Source organism: Pseudomonas sp. FW306-02-D09B (genome assembly GCF_058782685.1).
Genome location: NZ_JBYSXY010000017.1, coordinates 110,731 through 125,468, shown reverse-complemented (window position 1 = coordinate 125,468; position 14,738 = coordinate 110,731). Strand labels below are relative to the sequence as shown.

13 protein-coding genes are annotated in these 14,738 nt (G+C 62.0%); 9 read left to right on the top strand and 4 right to left on the bottom strand.

What is annotated here, in order from left to right; translation table 11 throughout:
- Window positions 1-22 precede the first annotated feature (22 nt).
- Window positions 23-178, bottom strand: a complete 156-nt coding sequence (locus AC3WK5_RS24295) for a hypothetical protein (protein WP_256585201.1) — start codon at window positions 176-178, stop codon at window positions 23-25.
- A 45-nt stretch (window positions 179-223) separates the two neighbouring features.
- Here AC3WK5_RS24295 and AC3WK5_RS24290 point away from each other — a divergent pair, with 45 nt between their 5' ends.
- From AC3WK5_RS24290 to AC3WK5_RS24255, 8 genes are all read left to right on the top strand, one after another.
- Complete coding sequence (locus tag AC3WK5_RS24290; protein ID WP_256585200.1) at window positions 224-2,356, top strand: heavy metal translocating P-type ATPase; 2,133 nt, start codon at window positions 224-226, stop codon at window positions 2,354-2,356.
- Between the two features lie 16 nt (window positions 2,357-2,372).
- Complete coding sequence (locus AC3WK5_RS24285) at window positions 2,373-3,236, top strand: LysR family transcriptional regulator (RefSeq protein ID WP_103316843.1); 864 nt, start codon at window positions 2,373-2,375, stop codon at window positions 3,234-3,236.
- Window positions 3,237-3,521: 285 nt separating this feature from the next.
- Window positions 3,522-4,598 carry a putative 2-aminoethylphosphonate ABC transporter ATP-binding protein gene (locus AC3WK5_RS24280; protein ID WP_103316841.1) on the top strand — a complete coding sequence of 359 codons (1,077 nt, stop codon included), beginning with the start codon at window positions 3,522-3,524 and terminating at the stop codon, window positions 4,596-4,598.
- A complete protein-coding gene (locus AC3WK5_RS24275; protein ID WP_103316839.1) occupies window positions 4,598-6,322 on the top strand; it encodes a putative 2-aminoethylphosphonate ABC transporter permease subunit in 1,725 nt (574 codons plus the stop codon). The genes AC3WK5_RS24280 and AC3WK5_RS24275 overlap by 1 nt, the downstream gene beginning before the upstream one ends.
- A gap of 40 nt (window positions 6,323-6,362) precedes the next feature.
- The gene (locus AC3WK5_RS24270) at window positions 6,363-7,388 is read left to right on the top strand and encodes a putative 2-aminoethylphosphonate ABC transporter substrate-binding protein (RefSeq protein ID WP_103316837.1); all 1,026 of its coding nucleotides are present in this window, start codon (window positions 6,363-6,365) and stop codon (window positions 7,386-7,388) included.
- A gap of 200 nt (window positions 7,389-7,588) precedes the next feature.
- Window positions 7,589-8,722 (top strand): TIGR03364 family FAD-dependent oxidoreductase, encoded by a 1,134-nt coding sequence (locus AC3WK5_RS24265; RefSeq protein WP_103316835.1) that lies wholly within the window; start codon window positions 7,589-7,591, stop codon window positions 8,720-8,722.
- The gene (locus tag AC3WK5_RS24260) at window positions 8,722-9,306 is read left to right on the top strand and encodes a phosphonate degradation HD-domain oxygenase (RefSeq protein WP_103316833.1); all 585 of its coding nucleotides are present in this window, start codon (window positions 8,722-8,724) and stop codon (window positions 9,304-9,306) included. Before AC3WK5_RS24265 ends, AC3WK5_RS24260 begins: the two co-directional genes overlap by 1 nt.
- A gap of 85 nt (window positions 9,307-9,391) precedes the next feature.
- Entirely contained in the window at window positions 9,392-9,826 is a 435-nt protein-coding gene (locus tag AC3WK5_RS24255) for a hypothetical protein (protein WP_103316831.1), read from the top strand.
- Between the two features lies 1 nt (window position 9,827).
- Here the strand turns inward: AC3WK5_RS24255 and AC3WK5_RS24250 are convergent, their stop codons facing one another.
- A complete protein-coding gene (locus tag AC3WK5_RS24250) occupies window positions 9,828-11,210 on the bottom strand; it encodes a GTPase/DUF3482 domain-containing protein (RefSeq protein WP_054594498.1) in 1,383 nt (460 codons plus the stop codon).
- Entirely contained in the window at window positions 11,203-12,582 is a 1,380-nt protein-coding gene (locus AC3WK5_RS24245; protein ID WP_103316829.1) for a DUF2868 domain-containing protein, read from the bottom strand. Before AC3WK5_RS24245 ends, AC3WK5_RS24250 begins: the two co-directional genes overlap by 8 nt.
- Before the next feature lie 96 nt (window positions 12,583-12,678).
- Here AC3WK5_RS24245 and AC3WK5_RS24240 point away from each other — a divergent pair, with 96 nt between their 5' ends.
- On the top strand, window positions 12,679-13,191 hold the full coding sequence (locus AC3WK5_RS24240; RefSeq protein ID WP_103316827.1) for a dihydrofolate reductase: 513 nt from the start codon (window positions 12,679-12,681) through the stop codon (window positions 13,189-13,191).
- Between the two features lie 118 nt (window positions 13,192-13,309).
- Here AC3WK5_RS24240 and AC3WK5_RS24235 read toward each other — a convergent pair whose 3' ends face one another.
- A complete protein-coding gene (locus AC3WK5_RS24235; protein WP_103316825.1) occupies window positions 13,310-14,701 on the bottom strand; it encodes an L-cystine transporter in 1,392 nt (463 codons plus the stop codon).
- Window positions 14,702-14,738: the final 37 nt, after the last annotated feature.

Here is a 14,738-nt window from a genome sequence, read left to right as displayed (position 1 = left end):
CCCTATAGTGGCTACAGGGTGTTCACTTGGCAACAGGCACCTTTTCGGACGCGACCTTATGAGCGATTCCCAGCACACCCACAAACCCCACGCTGATCACGATCACGATCACGATCACGATCACGATCACGATCACAGCCACGGGCAAAAGCTTCAGCCAGTTCAGAAACACGATCACGCAAGTGGTGGCGGTTCTTGCTGTTCCAGTGCGGCGGCGCCTTCATTGATCAAACTCAGTGAAACGCCGACCGACGGCGCGCGCCTGAGCCGTTTTCGCATCGACGCCATGGACTGCCCGACCGAACAGACGCTGATCCAGAACAAACTCGGCAAGCTTGCGGGTGTGCAGCAACTGGAATTCAACCTGATTAACCGCGTACTCGGCGTCACCCATGACCTGCCGACGACTGCACCGATCATCGACGCCATCAAGTCGATTGGCATGTTGGCCGAACCCATTGAGCAGGGTGCGGATGCTCAAGCCAGTCCGGCGCCAGTGAAAAAGCCCTGGTGGCCGTTGGCAGTATCAGGTGTCGGTGCCTTGGCGGCCGAAGTGATTCACTTCACCAGCGCCGCGCCGACCTGGGTGGTAGCGATTGTTGCGCTGATCTCGATCCTCAGCGGCGGTTTGGGCACCTACAAGAAGGGCTGGATTGCCCTGAAGAACCTCAACCTGAACATCAACGCGCTGATGAGCATCGCGGTGACCGGTGCAGTGTTGATCGGCCAGTGGCCGGAAGCGGCGATGGTGATGTTCCTGTTCACCGTGGCCGAGCTGATCGAAGCCAAATCCCTGGACCGCGCGCGCAATGCAATCAGCGGGCTGATGCAGATGACCCCGGAAAAGGTCACCGTGCAGCAAGAAGATGGCAGCTGGGTCGAGCGTGAAGCTAAAAGTATCGATCTCGGTGCGCGGGTGCGGGTTCGCCCCGGCGAGCGGATTGGCCTGGATGGCGAAGTAGTGTCTGGCAGCTCGACCATCGATCAGGCGCCGATCACTGGTGAGAGCCTGCCTGTCGAGAAAACCGTCGGTGACAAAGTCTTCGCCGGGACCATCAACCAGTCCGGTTCGCTGGAGTTCAAAGTGACCGCTGCGGCCAATAACTCGACTTTGGCGCGGATCATTCATGCCGTAGAAGCCGCCCAGGGCGCACGGGCGCCGACCCAGCGGTTCGTCGACCGCTTCTCGAAAATTTACACGCCGGTGGTGTTCGTCTTCGCCTTGGCCGTGGCACTCATCCCGCCGCTGTTCATGGGCGCGGCCTGGTTCGACTGGGTCTACCGCGCGCTGGTGCTGCTGGTGGTTGCGTGCCCTTGCGCACTGGTGATTTCCACTCCGGTGACCATCGTCAGCGGTTTGGCAGCGGCGGCCCGTAAAGGCATCCTGATCAAGGGCGGCGTGTACCTGGAGGGTGGTCACGAACTGGATTACCTGGCGCTGGACAAGACCGGCACGATCACCCATGGCAAACCGGTGCAGACCGATTATCTGTCCCTGGACCCGACAGTCGAAGACACCGCGCAGATTTTGGCCGCCAGCCTCGCCGGACGTTCCGATCACCCGGTATCGCTGGCCATCGCCAACGCGGCTGTGGATAAACAGCTGACGTTGCTCGCTGTGGATAACTTTGAGGCGCTGACCGGCCGTGGCGTGCGCGGTGAGATTGATGGTCAGGTTTACCACTTGGGCAATCACCGCTTGGTCGAAGAGCTGGGCCTGTGCTCGCCAGCGCTGGAAGAGAAACTGTTTGCCCTCGAAGAGCAGGGCAAGACCGTGGTGTTGTTGCTCGACACCTCGGGTCCGTTGGCGTTGTTCGCGGTGGCCGATACGGTCAAGGCCTCCAGCCGCGAAGCGATCCGGCAGTTGCATGAACTGGGCATCAAGACCTTGATGCTGACCGGCGACAACCCGCACACCGCTCGGGCAATTGCCGCCCAGGTGGGTATTGATGAGGCGCGAGGTGACCTGCTGCCGACCGACAAGCTCAAGGCTATCGAAGGCTTGTACGCTAAGGGGCATCGGGTCGGGATGGTCGGCGACGGCATCAACGATGCACCGGCGCTGGCCCGTGCGCAGATCGGCTTTGCCATGGCTGCAGCCGGCACCGATACCGCGATTGAAACCGCCGATGTTGCCCTGATGGACGATGATCTGCGCAAGATTCCGGCATTTATCCGGCTGTCACGACAGACCTCGAATATCCTCACGCAAAATATCGCCCTGGCATTGATCATCAAGGCGATCTTTCTTGGGGTAACCTTCGTCGGTCTCGCCACCATGTGGATGGCGGTATTTGCCGACATGGGCGTGGCCCTGCTGGTGGTGTTCAACGGTCTGCGCCTGTTGCGCAAATAATCAAGACGAGGGTTAAGTGCTGAGTGCCGAGCTGAAGGCTTTTTACATGGTCGCGCGATTGGGCAGCATTACGCTCGCGGCGAAAAAGCTCGGCCTGAGCCAACCCACGGTGACCACTCAGATTCGTCATCTGGAAAGCCAGTACTCGGTTGAATTGTTCTATCGCGGCGGTCGTCGGCTGACGGTCAGCGAGGATGGCGCGCGGCTGCTGCCGATGGTCAAAGCGCTGTTGCAGCAGGAAGCCGACATCGAGTTTTTCCTGCGCAACAGCGGCCAGGTCCAGGGCGCGTTGCGCATCGCCGCCACTGCGCCGTATTACATTCTCGATCTGGTGAAGACCTTCCGCGAGCGCCTGCCGCAAGTGGAAGTCTCGGTGGAAATCGGCAACTCCCAACAGGTGCTCGAGTCCCTTGAGGAATACCGGGTCGACATCGCTGCGTCATCGCAATTGCTCGAAGATTCGCGGTTGATCCGTCGCGTATTGGGCAGCGATCCGCTGGTGTTGGCGGTGCATCGCAACCATCCACTGGCGGTGCATGATCATGTGCCGCTGAGCGCCTTGGTCGGACACACCTTGTTGATGCGTGAAAGCGGCTCGACCACCCGGCGTCTGACAGAAGCGTTGCTGGCAACCGCTGGAGTGAGTTTCGGCCCGTTGCTGGAGATCGGCAGCCGGGAGTCGATTCGTGAAGCGGTGCTGCGCAACATCGGCATCAGCATCATCGCCCGCCAGGAAGTGCCCCATGATCCGCAACTGCGGGTGCTGACGATCGAAAACGCGCCGCAGATCCCCGAATACCTGTACTGCCTCAAAGAGCGCAAAGGCGCACGCCTGCCGGCGGCGTTTCTCGGCCTGGCGCAGGAAATGGCCCCGGCGTAATGATCGTTCCCACCCTGTGGCGAGGGAGCTTGCTCCCGCTCGGCTGCGCAGCAGTCGTAAACCCGGAGAATGCGTTTTACCTGACAGTGCTCTGCTCTGATTTTGGGACCGCTGCGCGGTCCAGCGGGAGCAAGCTCCCTCGCCACAATGTTCCCGTCGGTAGATCCTGAAGTCTCGAACAACCCAAATCCCCGAATACCACTATCGGCCGTTTTTGCCTCGCTGCCACAGGACGGACGCATTACCCACCTAGGATGGCCTTCATCTGCTTGATGAGGTCCGACCATGAACCACCCGAACGCAACTGCCCAGGTCTTCCCCGGCGCGCCGATGAAGGTGCGCGGTATCGAGAAACGCTTCGGCGCGTTCACTGCGCTGGATAACGTTTCGCTGGATGTCGCCGCGGGTGAACTGGTGTGCCTGCTCGGGCCTTCCGGTTGCGGTAAGACCACCTTGCTGCGTTGCATCGCCGGCCTCGAACGCCAGGATCGCGGCGAGTTGTACCTGGGTGATCGGAACGTTTCCCTACTGGCACCGCAGGCTCGGGACTACGGCATCCTGTTTCAGTCCTACGCGCTGTTCCCCAACCTCACCGTCGAAGCCAACATTGCCTACGGCCTGGCCGGCAGCGGCCGCGAGGAAGTGCGCAAGCGTGTCGCGCAAATGCTCGAACTGGTGGGCCTGATCGGCAGTGAAAAGAAGTACCCCGGCCAATTGTCCGGTGGTCAGCAACAGCGCGTGGCGCTGGCCCGGGCCCTGGCGCCAGCACCGTCGCTGTTGCTGCTGGACGAACCGATGTCGGCCCTCGACGCCCGGGTTCGCGAGCACCTGTGCACCGAGTTGCGTCAATTGCAGCGCAACCTCGGCATCACCACCTTGATGGTCACCCACAATCAGGACGAGGCCATGCTGATGGCCGACCGCATCGCCGTGATGAACAACGGCAAGGTCGAGCAGTACGCCACGCCGCAGGAAATCTACAATCGTCCGGCCACGCCGTTTGTTGCCGAGTTCGTCGGGCAGGGCAACTGGCTGCCGTTCCAGCGCAGCAGTGACAGCCACGCGCAAGTCGGCGGGATGAATGTGCGGCTGGCCGACAACTCCGGCAAAGCTGCGTCGGGCCGGCTGTTCTGTCGCCCGGAAGCGATCAACGTCAACCCGCCAGCGCATGAAGAAAACCTGTTCCCAGCCAAGGTCCGCGAGATCACCTTTCTCGGCAATCGCTGCCGGATGAGTTTCGAGTTGAACCAACTGCCGGGCCATGCGCTGCTCGCCGAACTGGCGCCTGAAGCCATGCCACGCCTCGGCGCGCAGGACATCATGGTTGCCTTGCCGCCGCGCAGCTTGCAGGTATTTGCCTGATGAGCACGCCGATCGCCCTGCCGATACCGCACAAGCCGGTTCGACAGGCTTCCCGGGCTGAAATCGGTGACCGGCTGTTCGTGGTGGGTGGCAAGGTCTTGCTGCTGTGCCTGCTCAGCGTCGCGGTGTTGATGCCGTTGTTGGCGATCTTCTGGCGCGGCTTCAGCAACGACGCCGGGCAGGGCGGTGGTCTGGTTGCTGCCCGCGAACTGCTGACCAGCGCCAACTTCCACTGGTTGCTGGGCAACAGCCTGAAAGTCTCCCTCAGCGTGGCGGCCGTTGTCGTACCGCTGGCCTACCTGTTTGCCTACGCGCTGCAACGCACACTGATTCCCGGCAAGGCGATCTGGCGCGGCATGTCGCTGTTGCCATTGATGGCACCGTCGATGCTGCCCGGTATTGCGCTCGTGTACCTGTTCGGCAATCAGGGCCTGTTGCGCGGGCTGCTGCCGGACAACATTTACGGCTTCTGGGGCATTGTCCTCGGCGAAGTGATTTACACCTTTCCCCACGCCTTGATGATTCTGCTCTCGGCGTTGTCCTTGGCGGATGCGCGTTTGTTCGACGCCGCGTCGAGCATGGGCGCCAGTCCGGTCAAGGCGTTTCGCAGCATCACCTGGCCGGCGACCCGGCAAGCGGTGTTCGCCGCGTTCTGCCTGGTGTTCACCCTGACCATCACCGATTTCGGTGTGCCGGTGGTGGTCGGTGGCGATTATCAGGTGCTGGCATTGGAAGCCTACAAAGCCGTGGTCGGCCAGCAGCAATTCGGTCGCGGTGCGTTGATCGGCATGGTGTTGCTGCTGCCGGCACTGTTTAGCTTCGGCGTCGACGCGTGGTTGCGCCGTCGTCACGGCGACGCCATGAGCGGGCGGGCGCAAGTCTTTCAACCGGCGCCGTCGCGGCTGCGTGATGGTTGCTACCTGAGCATCGTGTTGCTGATCTGCGCCGCGCTGCTGCTGGTGTTCGGCATGGCGGTGTACTCGTCGCTGGTGAAGTTCTGGCCGTACAACCTGTCGCTGTCGCTCAACCACTATCAGTTCGGCGACACTGCCGGTGGCGGCTGGCTGGCTTACGGCAACAGCGTAAAGATGGCCTTGTGCACGGCGTTGATCGGCAGCGGGTTGATTTTTACCGGTGCCTATCTGATGGAGAAAACCCGTGGCCAGCGTGGCCTGAACCTGGCGCTACGGATGCTCAGTTTCGTGCCGATGGCGGTGCCGGGTTTGGTGCTGGGCCTGGGCTACGTGTTCTTCTTCAACCTCACCGGCAACCCGCTGCATGTGTTCTACGGGACCATGACCCTGCTGGTGGTGTGCACCATTGCGCACTATCTGACCACCGCACAAATGACCGCCACCACCGCATTGCGCCAGCTCGACGCCGAGTTCGAAGCCGCTGCGCTGTCGCTCAAGGCGCCGCTGTACCGCCATTACCTGCGCGTCACCGTGCCGATCTGCCTGCCGGCGCTGCTGGACATCGTGCGCTACCTGTTCGTCTCGGCGATGACCACGGTGTCGGCGGCGATTTTCCTCTACAGCCCCGACACCATCCTCGCGGCGGTGGCGGTGCTGAACATGGACGACGCCGGCAACGTCGGCGGCGCAGCGGCCATGTCGACCCTGATTCTGTTCACCTCGGCGGGCGTTTCCCTGCTCCTGGCCTGGGCCTCGCGCGGCTTGCTGCGCCGCTCCCAGGCCTGGCGGCAAACCGCGCCCGGTTGCTGATTTCCAATCCCGCAAACCTCAACTCTGACAGGAAAAGATCATGTTCAAGCCTATGGCCCTGGCCGCTGCTGTCCTCACCGCTTTCAGCCTGAACGCCTTCGCGGCGAAAACCGAGTTGACGGTCTACACCGCCCTCGAAGCCGAACAACTGAAGACCTACAAAGAAGCATTTGAAAAGGCCAACCCGGACGTCGAGATCAAGTGGGTGCGCGATTCCACCGGGATCATCACCGCCAAACTGCTGGCCGAAAAAGCCCGCCCGCAGGCTGACGCGGTCTGGGGTCTGGCAGCGTCCAGCCTGGCGATTCTCGATCAGCAAGGCATGCTGCAAAGCTACGCACCGAAGGACCTCGGCAAGATCGGCGGCAATTACCGCGACGCTGCCAACCCGCCAGCCTGGGTCGGCATGGACGTGTGGGCGGCAACCATTTGCTTCAACACCGTCGAAGCCGAGAAACAGGGCCTGAGCAAACCGGTGAGCTGGCAGGACCTGACCAAGCCTGAATACAAGGGCAAGATTGTCATGCCGAACCCGGCGTCGTCCGGCACCGGTTTCCTCGACGTCAGCGCCTGGCTGCAAACCTTCGGCGAGCAGCAGGGCTGGCAGTACATGGACGCGCTGCACCAGAACATCGGCCAGTACGTTCACTCCGGTTCCAAGCCATGCAAGCTGGCGGCTGCCGGCGAATTCCCGATTGGTATCTCGTTTGAATATCCGGCCGTGCAGTTGAAGCGCCAGGGCGCGCCGCTGGACATCATCCTGCCGAAGGAAGGCCTGGGCTGGGAAATCGAAGCCACCGCTGTGATCAAAGGCACACCGCATGAAGACGCGGCGAAGAAACTCGCCGACTTCTCCGCCAGCCCGGCGGCGATGGAGCTGTACAAGGAAAACTTCGCGGTACTCGCCCAGCCGGGTATCGCCAAGCCGCAGACCGAACTGCCGGCCGACTACGAACAACGCCTGATCAAGAACGACTTCGCCTGGGCCTCGAAAAACCGCGACGAGATCCTCAGTGAATGGCGCAAGCGTTATGACGGCAAGTCCGAGAAGGTGGTTGCCAAGTAGCTGACGCACCCCCTGTGGCGAGCGGGCTTGCCCGCGCTGGGCTGCGAAGCGGCCCCAAACCCGCCCACGCGTTTTTTTCAGACGGAATGCGTGAGCCGGGTTTGCGACTGCTGCGCCCGAGCGCGGACCGGTCGACGGGGGCAAGCCCCCTCACCACAGGGGATCGCTTCCGTTCGCACGAAATGTTCAGGAAATGAAACATGACTCACCACAGCGACATGCTGATCGTCGGTGCCGGGATTCTCGGCCTTTCCCACGCCTATGCCGCGGCCAGGCGCGGGCTCAAGGTCAAGGTCTTCGAGCGCAGCGCCACACCTTTGGGGGCGTCAGTGCGCAACTTTGGCCAGGCACTGGTCACTGGCCAGCCGCCGGGGCAGATGCTCGAACTGGCCAAGGCCAGCCGCGAAATCTGGGGCCAATGGGCGCAACTCGCGGGCTTGCAGCTCAAGCGCAACGGCTCGTATCTGTTTGCTCGCAGCGAAGCTGAGGAGCAACTGTTGGAAGCCTTCTGTGCCGGCCGCGCGATCGAACACGGTTACCGCGTCGAGCTGCTGCGCGGCGCCGCATTGGGCGATGTGTACGACGGCCAGTTCCGTCATCACCGTGCGGCATTGCACGGTCTGGATGACCAGCAACTGTATTCGCGCGAAGCGATTCCAGCGTTGATCGACTACCTGCGCCGCGACCTCGGCGTGGAGTTTCACTTTTCCACCCAGGTGCGCGACATCGAACCCGGTCGTGTGCACAGCACCGACGGCAGCTTCACGGGAGAGCAGATCATCGTCTGCTCCGGCCACGATTATCAGACCCTGCTGGCCGAGCCGATCGCTGCGCTCAAGCCGCAGATCTGCCGTCTGCAAATGCTCCGCGCGCGGCCGCAAATCAACCTCAATCTGCAACATGCGCTGCTTACCGGTTTGAGCTGTGTGCATTACGGCGCCTTCGCCGATTTGCCGGAAGCGGCGGCAGTGCAGGCGCAGATTCTGCGTGAGGTGCCGCACTTGCACGAACACGGTATTCACTTGCTGATCAGCCCGACGCCGCACGGTGAGCTGATCATTGGCGACTCCCACGACTACGGCAGCGACCCTTCACCGTTCAACGCGGAACAGGTCGATAACTGGTTGATCGAACTGGCCGAGCAAACACTGGGCTGCAAGGTGCAGGTGGTCGAGCGGTGGCAGGGTGTCTATGGCGCTCGTGGCGCGCAGCCATTTTCATTCCTGCAGGCCGCACCGGGCGTGCATGCCGCGTTGATGCATACGGGCGTCGGCATGAGCGTCGGACCGGCGATGGCTGAGCGCAATATCAGGACCTTGTTGGGAGAACGCTGATGGGCCGCAACGAGCAGGTGATCGCTGAAGTATTCGGCTGGTACGAGCGCTTCGGTGACAGCGACTACATCGGCGAGCCAGTGTCGCAGATCGAGCACATGTCCCAGGCTGCCGAATTGGCCATGGCCGAAGGCTTCGACGATGAAGTGGTGCTGGCCGCGTTCTTCCACGACATCGGGCATCTGTGCACCGAGAACGCTCAGAGCATGGGCGGCTTTGGCGTGGTCAGCCATGAACGCCTCGGCGCCGATTACTTGCGCCGACTGGGCTTTGGCGAACGTATGGCGCGGCTGGTGGAATACCACGTTCAGGCCAAGCGTTACCTGACGTTCAAAGAGCCGGGCTATTACGAACGCCTGAGCGAGGCCAGTCGGCGCACGCTGGACTATCAGGGCGGGGTAATGACGGCTGAAGAGGCACAGGCGTTTGAGCGCGATCCGTTGTGTGCGATCAGCTTGCGGATGCGCCAGTGGGATGAGCAGGCGAAGGAGATGTGGGGGCCGGTGATTGATCTTGAGGTCTTGAAGGCGAAAGCCTACAGGTTATTGCGCAGCACCAGCGTTGTGGCGCTCGACGTGTGCTGAGCTATCTCACGACCAATAGCGAAACGAGGCATGGACCGCCTTGATGCAAGGATTTAGGTTGGTCGTTTGAGAAGGAAGCGCATGGATGCGTTATGTGAACGTGATTGCTTGGGACAGTAGCGAAAGGGGAGCGGTGGACACCGTTCATTTTCAGTTTTATGCGGATGCGGTGCTGTATCGGGAAGAGACAATCCGTGACGCTGGGACTGATCTTCTACCGCTTCGCAAGTTCGCCCAGGCTTTTTTAAAGCTCGGCTGGCACAAGACGGATGCGGCAGAGCGCGACCTGCACATCCTCGCTAGTAACCTCACCGGTGACGGCACGCCTGAGTCGGTGTGGATGTACTTTCGCGAAGGGGCGATAACAGTCTACAAAGCCGTTGCGCGTGACCTTGATAACGACGGGATTCTTGAGTTGATCTTGAGTTCGGATGTGAACAATGACGGGCGGGCAGACAGAAAGGATCGAGGGCTTGTCAGGTTATTGGCCAAGGAGTTTTTGAAGTTTGGCTGGAAATAGATCATTCCAGCACTTTGCCCGCCAACACCTCTACCTGCTCCTGGCGTTCCGCCTGGCTCAACCGTGCATGAGGATTGAGCGAAGACCATTGCGGATGCGCGCGCGCCTTGGTCAGTGCCTCCGGCAGTTTGCCTTCGCGCCAGCTCTTGTCCTGCGGTGTGGCGACCTGGATGCTGTCCATCGCCGCGTGTCCGCGCAGGTTCATGGCCTGCACCAGTTGCCGCTGACGCAATGCCAACAAACGCAGCACGCTGTCGTCAACGGTCAGCTCACGCTGGCCTTTGATTTTGCCCAGCAAGCGGCTGCCGTAACCGCGCGCCGTTTGCAGGGCGCCCCCGGCGATCGCCCCGGCCAGTGCTGCGGCGCCGAGGGTCAGGCCGCCTACCAGCAAATCCACGCCGGCACCGGCCGCCGCGCCAGCGGCGATCCCGCCGCCGACGCGTACGCCCAATTGCTTGAGGGTTTCAGGGTTGAACAAATCATCGCCCCAGCGGCCGTCCAGCAGCGGCAAGTCGTTGGTGGCGGCGTCCTGTGGGCGGAAGGCGTAGAGCTTGAGCAGCGCGTCGACGCAACGTTGTTCACGCTGGCGAACGGCTTTGCGCAGTTCGCCGATGGCCTGCTGTTCCTGTGCGGCATCGCTGACCACGCTGCGCCGACAGGCGGCGCAATCGATCAGCAGTTCGGCAATCAAGCGTGCCGCGCTTTGCTGGCGCGCTGCGCGTTGCGCCTGTTGGTCGATGATCAATCGCTCAAGCTGAGCGCGTGCGCTTTCCATCAGCAGCGCGAGGCTTTCATAGAGCCGGCGCTCGCCATCTTCGGGCGGCGCCACGCTGTCGAAACGCACCAGCGCATGCAGGCCCAAACGGGCCAGGGCGTCGCGCCAATCCGGCTCGCGGTGGTTGGCGCTGCTGACGAAATTCAGCACCGGCAGCAGCGGTTTTCCGCAACTGGCCAGCACTTCCAGTTCATCGCGATACTTGGCCAACACCGGCTCGCGGGCGTCGATCACATAGAGGCCGGCGTCGGACGCCAGCAGTTGCCGCAGTACTTTGGCTTCCTGTTCGAAGCGCTGGCGCGCCTCGCTGCCGTCGAGGAAACGCGCCAGCCGCGCCGGACCGTCGAGGCGTTCGCCGGGGCGTTCCAGCCGCTCCAGGTAATCGAGCAGGGCGATGGCGTCTTCCAGCCCCGGCGTGTCGTAAAGCTCAAGCAAGGCCTCGCCGTCCACTGACAACCGAGCGCCCTCGACATGCCGGGTGGTGCTCGGGCGATGGGAGACTTCGCCGAAACCGACGTCACGGGTCAGGGTGCGCAGCAATGAGGTTTTACCGACGTTGGTGTGGCCGACCACGGCGAGCTTCAGCGGCGTCTTTTTTGAATCAGTCATGACCCGACTCCAGCCAGTTCATCGGCGCGCAGTCAGCGAACGGCAACGCCAACTGTTGCAGCGCGGTGTGCCAGTCGCCGAGGCGCTCGGCGTCGAGTGCCTGACCGGGCGGCGCTTGCAGCAGCCAAATCCGGGTCGCGCTGGCGCTGCGGGCGAGTTCGGCGATCAGCGCCAGGCTACCGCGATCCGGCGAGCGTCGAGGGTCGCAGGCAATGGCCAGGCGTTCCGGCGGGAAACGGGTCAGCTGTTCCAGCAACTTTTGTCGAGACTCGCGGCTGTCGAGGATGCCTGCGTTCTTGACGTTCTTCGGCAGTTGCGGCGGCCATGGGCGCTGGTCGTCGAGTTCGATGGCCACCAGCAACGCGCCGTCGCTGTCCAGCGCGCTGGTGCCGCCTTCGACCTGATGCAGGCGCTCAGGCGCGAGATCGTTGACGCCGAGGCGTTCGCTGCTCGGCATCAGTTGTTCACGCAACGGCGCGTAGCCGGGCAGGTTCAGGTCCAGATGCAACGCCGCGCGGCCGGTTGTCCAGCGCCACAGGCAGAACAGCGCGAGCAGCAGGCGTGGCAATACGCCGTACACCAGCAACACGCCCACCAGCCATGCGGCCCAGGCTTGCCGGGCGCTTTCGATGTTCAATGCGGTGTCGCCGCTGGCGCGAATCATCTCCACGGTCGGCACGTTGAAGCCGAGCAGTGCCGGAAGAGCGCCAAGTGCCTGGGTCATGACCACGAACGTGTCGCCGCTGAGAATCGTGGTTTCCCAGACGAAACCGTAGCGCCGGGTGGCCATCAGCGTCAGCAGAATCGCCAGAGCGCTGAGCATTGCCAGCAGCCACAAACCGTTGACCAGCACGCCGAGCGCCCAGCGATTGAGCTTCTGCCGTTGCAGCAATATCAGCAGGGCCGGCGCCAGTTGTGCGGCTTTGGCGTCGCGGGCGAGTTTTTCGCTGAGCCACAACCATAAGCGTCCGAGCGTGGCGCTGTAATCGCCAGCGAATATCAGGCCGCAAGCCCAGCTCAGCAGCAGAATCAGGTTCAACCCCAGCAGACTGCCGAGGGCCCAGAACACGTTGACCGGTGTCTGGCCGTCGTTCAACGCGGCAAATGCCAACCCGGCACCGCTGACGATCGCCAATACGGCCAGAATGATCAGCGCCAGTCGCGCCCCTTGCAGCCAATGGCGCAGCGCGCCGGTCAAGCCATCGCGTTCGGCCAGCCACAGGGCGCGGGCCTCGATGCGGGTCGGCAGATCGCCGCCCGCGCTTCGGGCCAGACGGTTGGCTTCCTGATCTTCCAGCGGGCCTGCGTGTTCCTCGCGCAGGCGGATGGTTTCGGTCAGCCAAAGTGTTTGCAGTGTGGTCAGTTCAGTCACGCGGCATCCCGTCGCTCAAATGAACGCTGAGCATAACCGCTGTTACGCTGGTCGGGGTACGTTGCGAGATAGTGAGCCTCTGGTATCCTCGCCCGCATGAAAAAAACTCTTCCTCTCAGTCTGATCGCAGCTCTCGGTGAAAACCGTGTGATCGGCATCAATAACAGCATGCCCTGGCACTTGCCGGGGGACTTCAAGTATTTCAAGGAGAAGACCTTCGGCAAGCCGATCATCATGGGTCGCAAGACGTGGGATTCTCTCGGTCGCCCGCTGCCGGGCCGGTTGAACATCGTGGTCAGTCGTCAGGCAGGCCTGCAACTGGGAGGCGCGGAGGTTTATCCGTCGCTGGAGGCGGCGGTGGTTCGAGCTGAAGAATGGGCGCTAGAGCAGGGTGTCGATGAGCTGATGCTGATCGGCGGAGCGCAGTTGTATGCGCAAGCTATGGAGCAGGCCGATCGCCTGTATTTGACTCGTGTGGCGCTGAGACCGGAAGGTGATGCGTGGTTTCCGGAATTTGGTCCAGTCCATTGGGAGCGAGTGTCCATTGCCCAGAATCCAGCCATAGATGACAAGCCGGCGTACAGCTTCGAAGTCTGGGAGCGGGCCTAAAAGCATCGCGGGCAAGCCTTGCTCCTACAGGGTTGTGGCGAATCACATCAGGTGATCGACATCGGTTCCGTAGGAGCAAGGCTTGCCTGCGATAGCGATCTATCAGGCGGTAGGTGGTTTAAGCCTGGGCCAGTTCCTCATGCTCATCCGCATCCAGCAGTTCTTTGTCGGTCTGCTGCATGATCTGGCTGGTAATCGCACCGGCAGTCATCGAACCACTGACGTTCAATGCCGTGCGGCCCATGTCGATCAGCGGTTCAACCGAGATCAGCAGCGCCACCAGTGACACCGGCAAGCCCATGGCCGGCAGCACGATCAGCGCAGCGAAGGTTGCGCCGCCGCCGACACCGGCAACCCCTGCCGAACTCAAGGTCACAATCGCTACCAGTGTCGCGATCCACAACGGGTCCAGCGGGTTGATGCCCACCGTCGGCGCCACCATGACCGCCAACATCGCAGGGTAAAGACCGGCACAACCGTTCTGACCAATAGTCGCGCCGAACGAAGCGGCGAAGCTGGCGATCGATTGTGGAATACCCAGACGGCGGGTTTGCGCTTCGATGCTCAGCGGAATACTCGCGGCGCTGGAGCGGCTGGTGAAGGCGAAGGTCAGCACCGGCCAGACTTTGCGGAAGAAGCGCAACGGGTTGATCCCGGCCAGCGACACCAGCAGACCGTGAACCACGAACATCAGGCCCAGGCCGATGTACGACACCACGACGAAACTGCCAAGCTTGATGATGTCTTGCAGGTTGGAACCGGCGACCACTTTGGTCATCAGCGCCAGTACGCCGTACGGGGTCAGTTTCATCACCAGACGCACCAGACGCATCACCCAGGCTTGCAGGGTGTCGATGGCGTTGAGCACTTTCTGACCTTTTTCGACGTCATCCTTGAGCAGTTGCAGCGCCGCGACCCCAAGGAATGCAGCGAAGATCACCACGCTGATGATCGAGGTCGGCTTGGCCCGGGCCAGATCGGCAAACGGGTTCTGCGGGATGAACGACAACAGCAACTGCGGGACATTCAGGTCGGCGACCTTGCCCGCGTAGTCGGTTTGAATGGTTTGCAGGCGAGCCATTTCCTGGGTGCCGGCGACCAGGCCTTCAGCCGTCAGGCCGAACAGGTTGGTCAGGCCGATGCCGATCAGCGCCGCAATGGCGGTGGTGAACAGCAGAGTGCCGATGGTCAGGAAGCTGATCTTGCCCAGCGAAGAGGCATTGTGCAGACGGGCGACGGCGCTGAGGATCGAGGCGAACACCAGCGGGATCACGATCATTTGCAGCAACTGCACATAACCGTTGCCGACCAGATCGAACCAGCCGATCGAGGCCTTCAGCACCGGGCTGCCGGCACCATAAACCGTGTGTAGGGCAACACCGAACACCACGCCAAGTACTAGAGCGACCAGGACTTTTTTCGCCAGGCTCCAGGTGGTGTGACGGGTTTGCGCCAGGCCGAACAGCAAGGCGAGGAACACCAGCAGATTGAGGATCAGCGGCAGATTCATTGAGGCTCCAAAAAGACTTGTGCCAATCGCGTTCCGG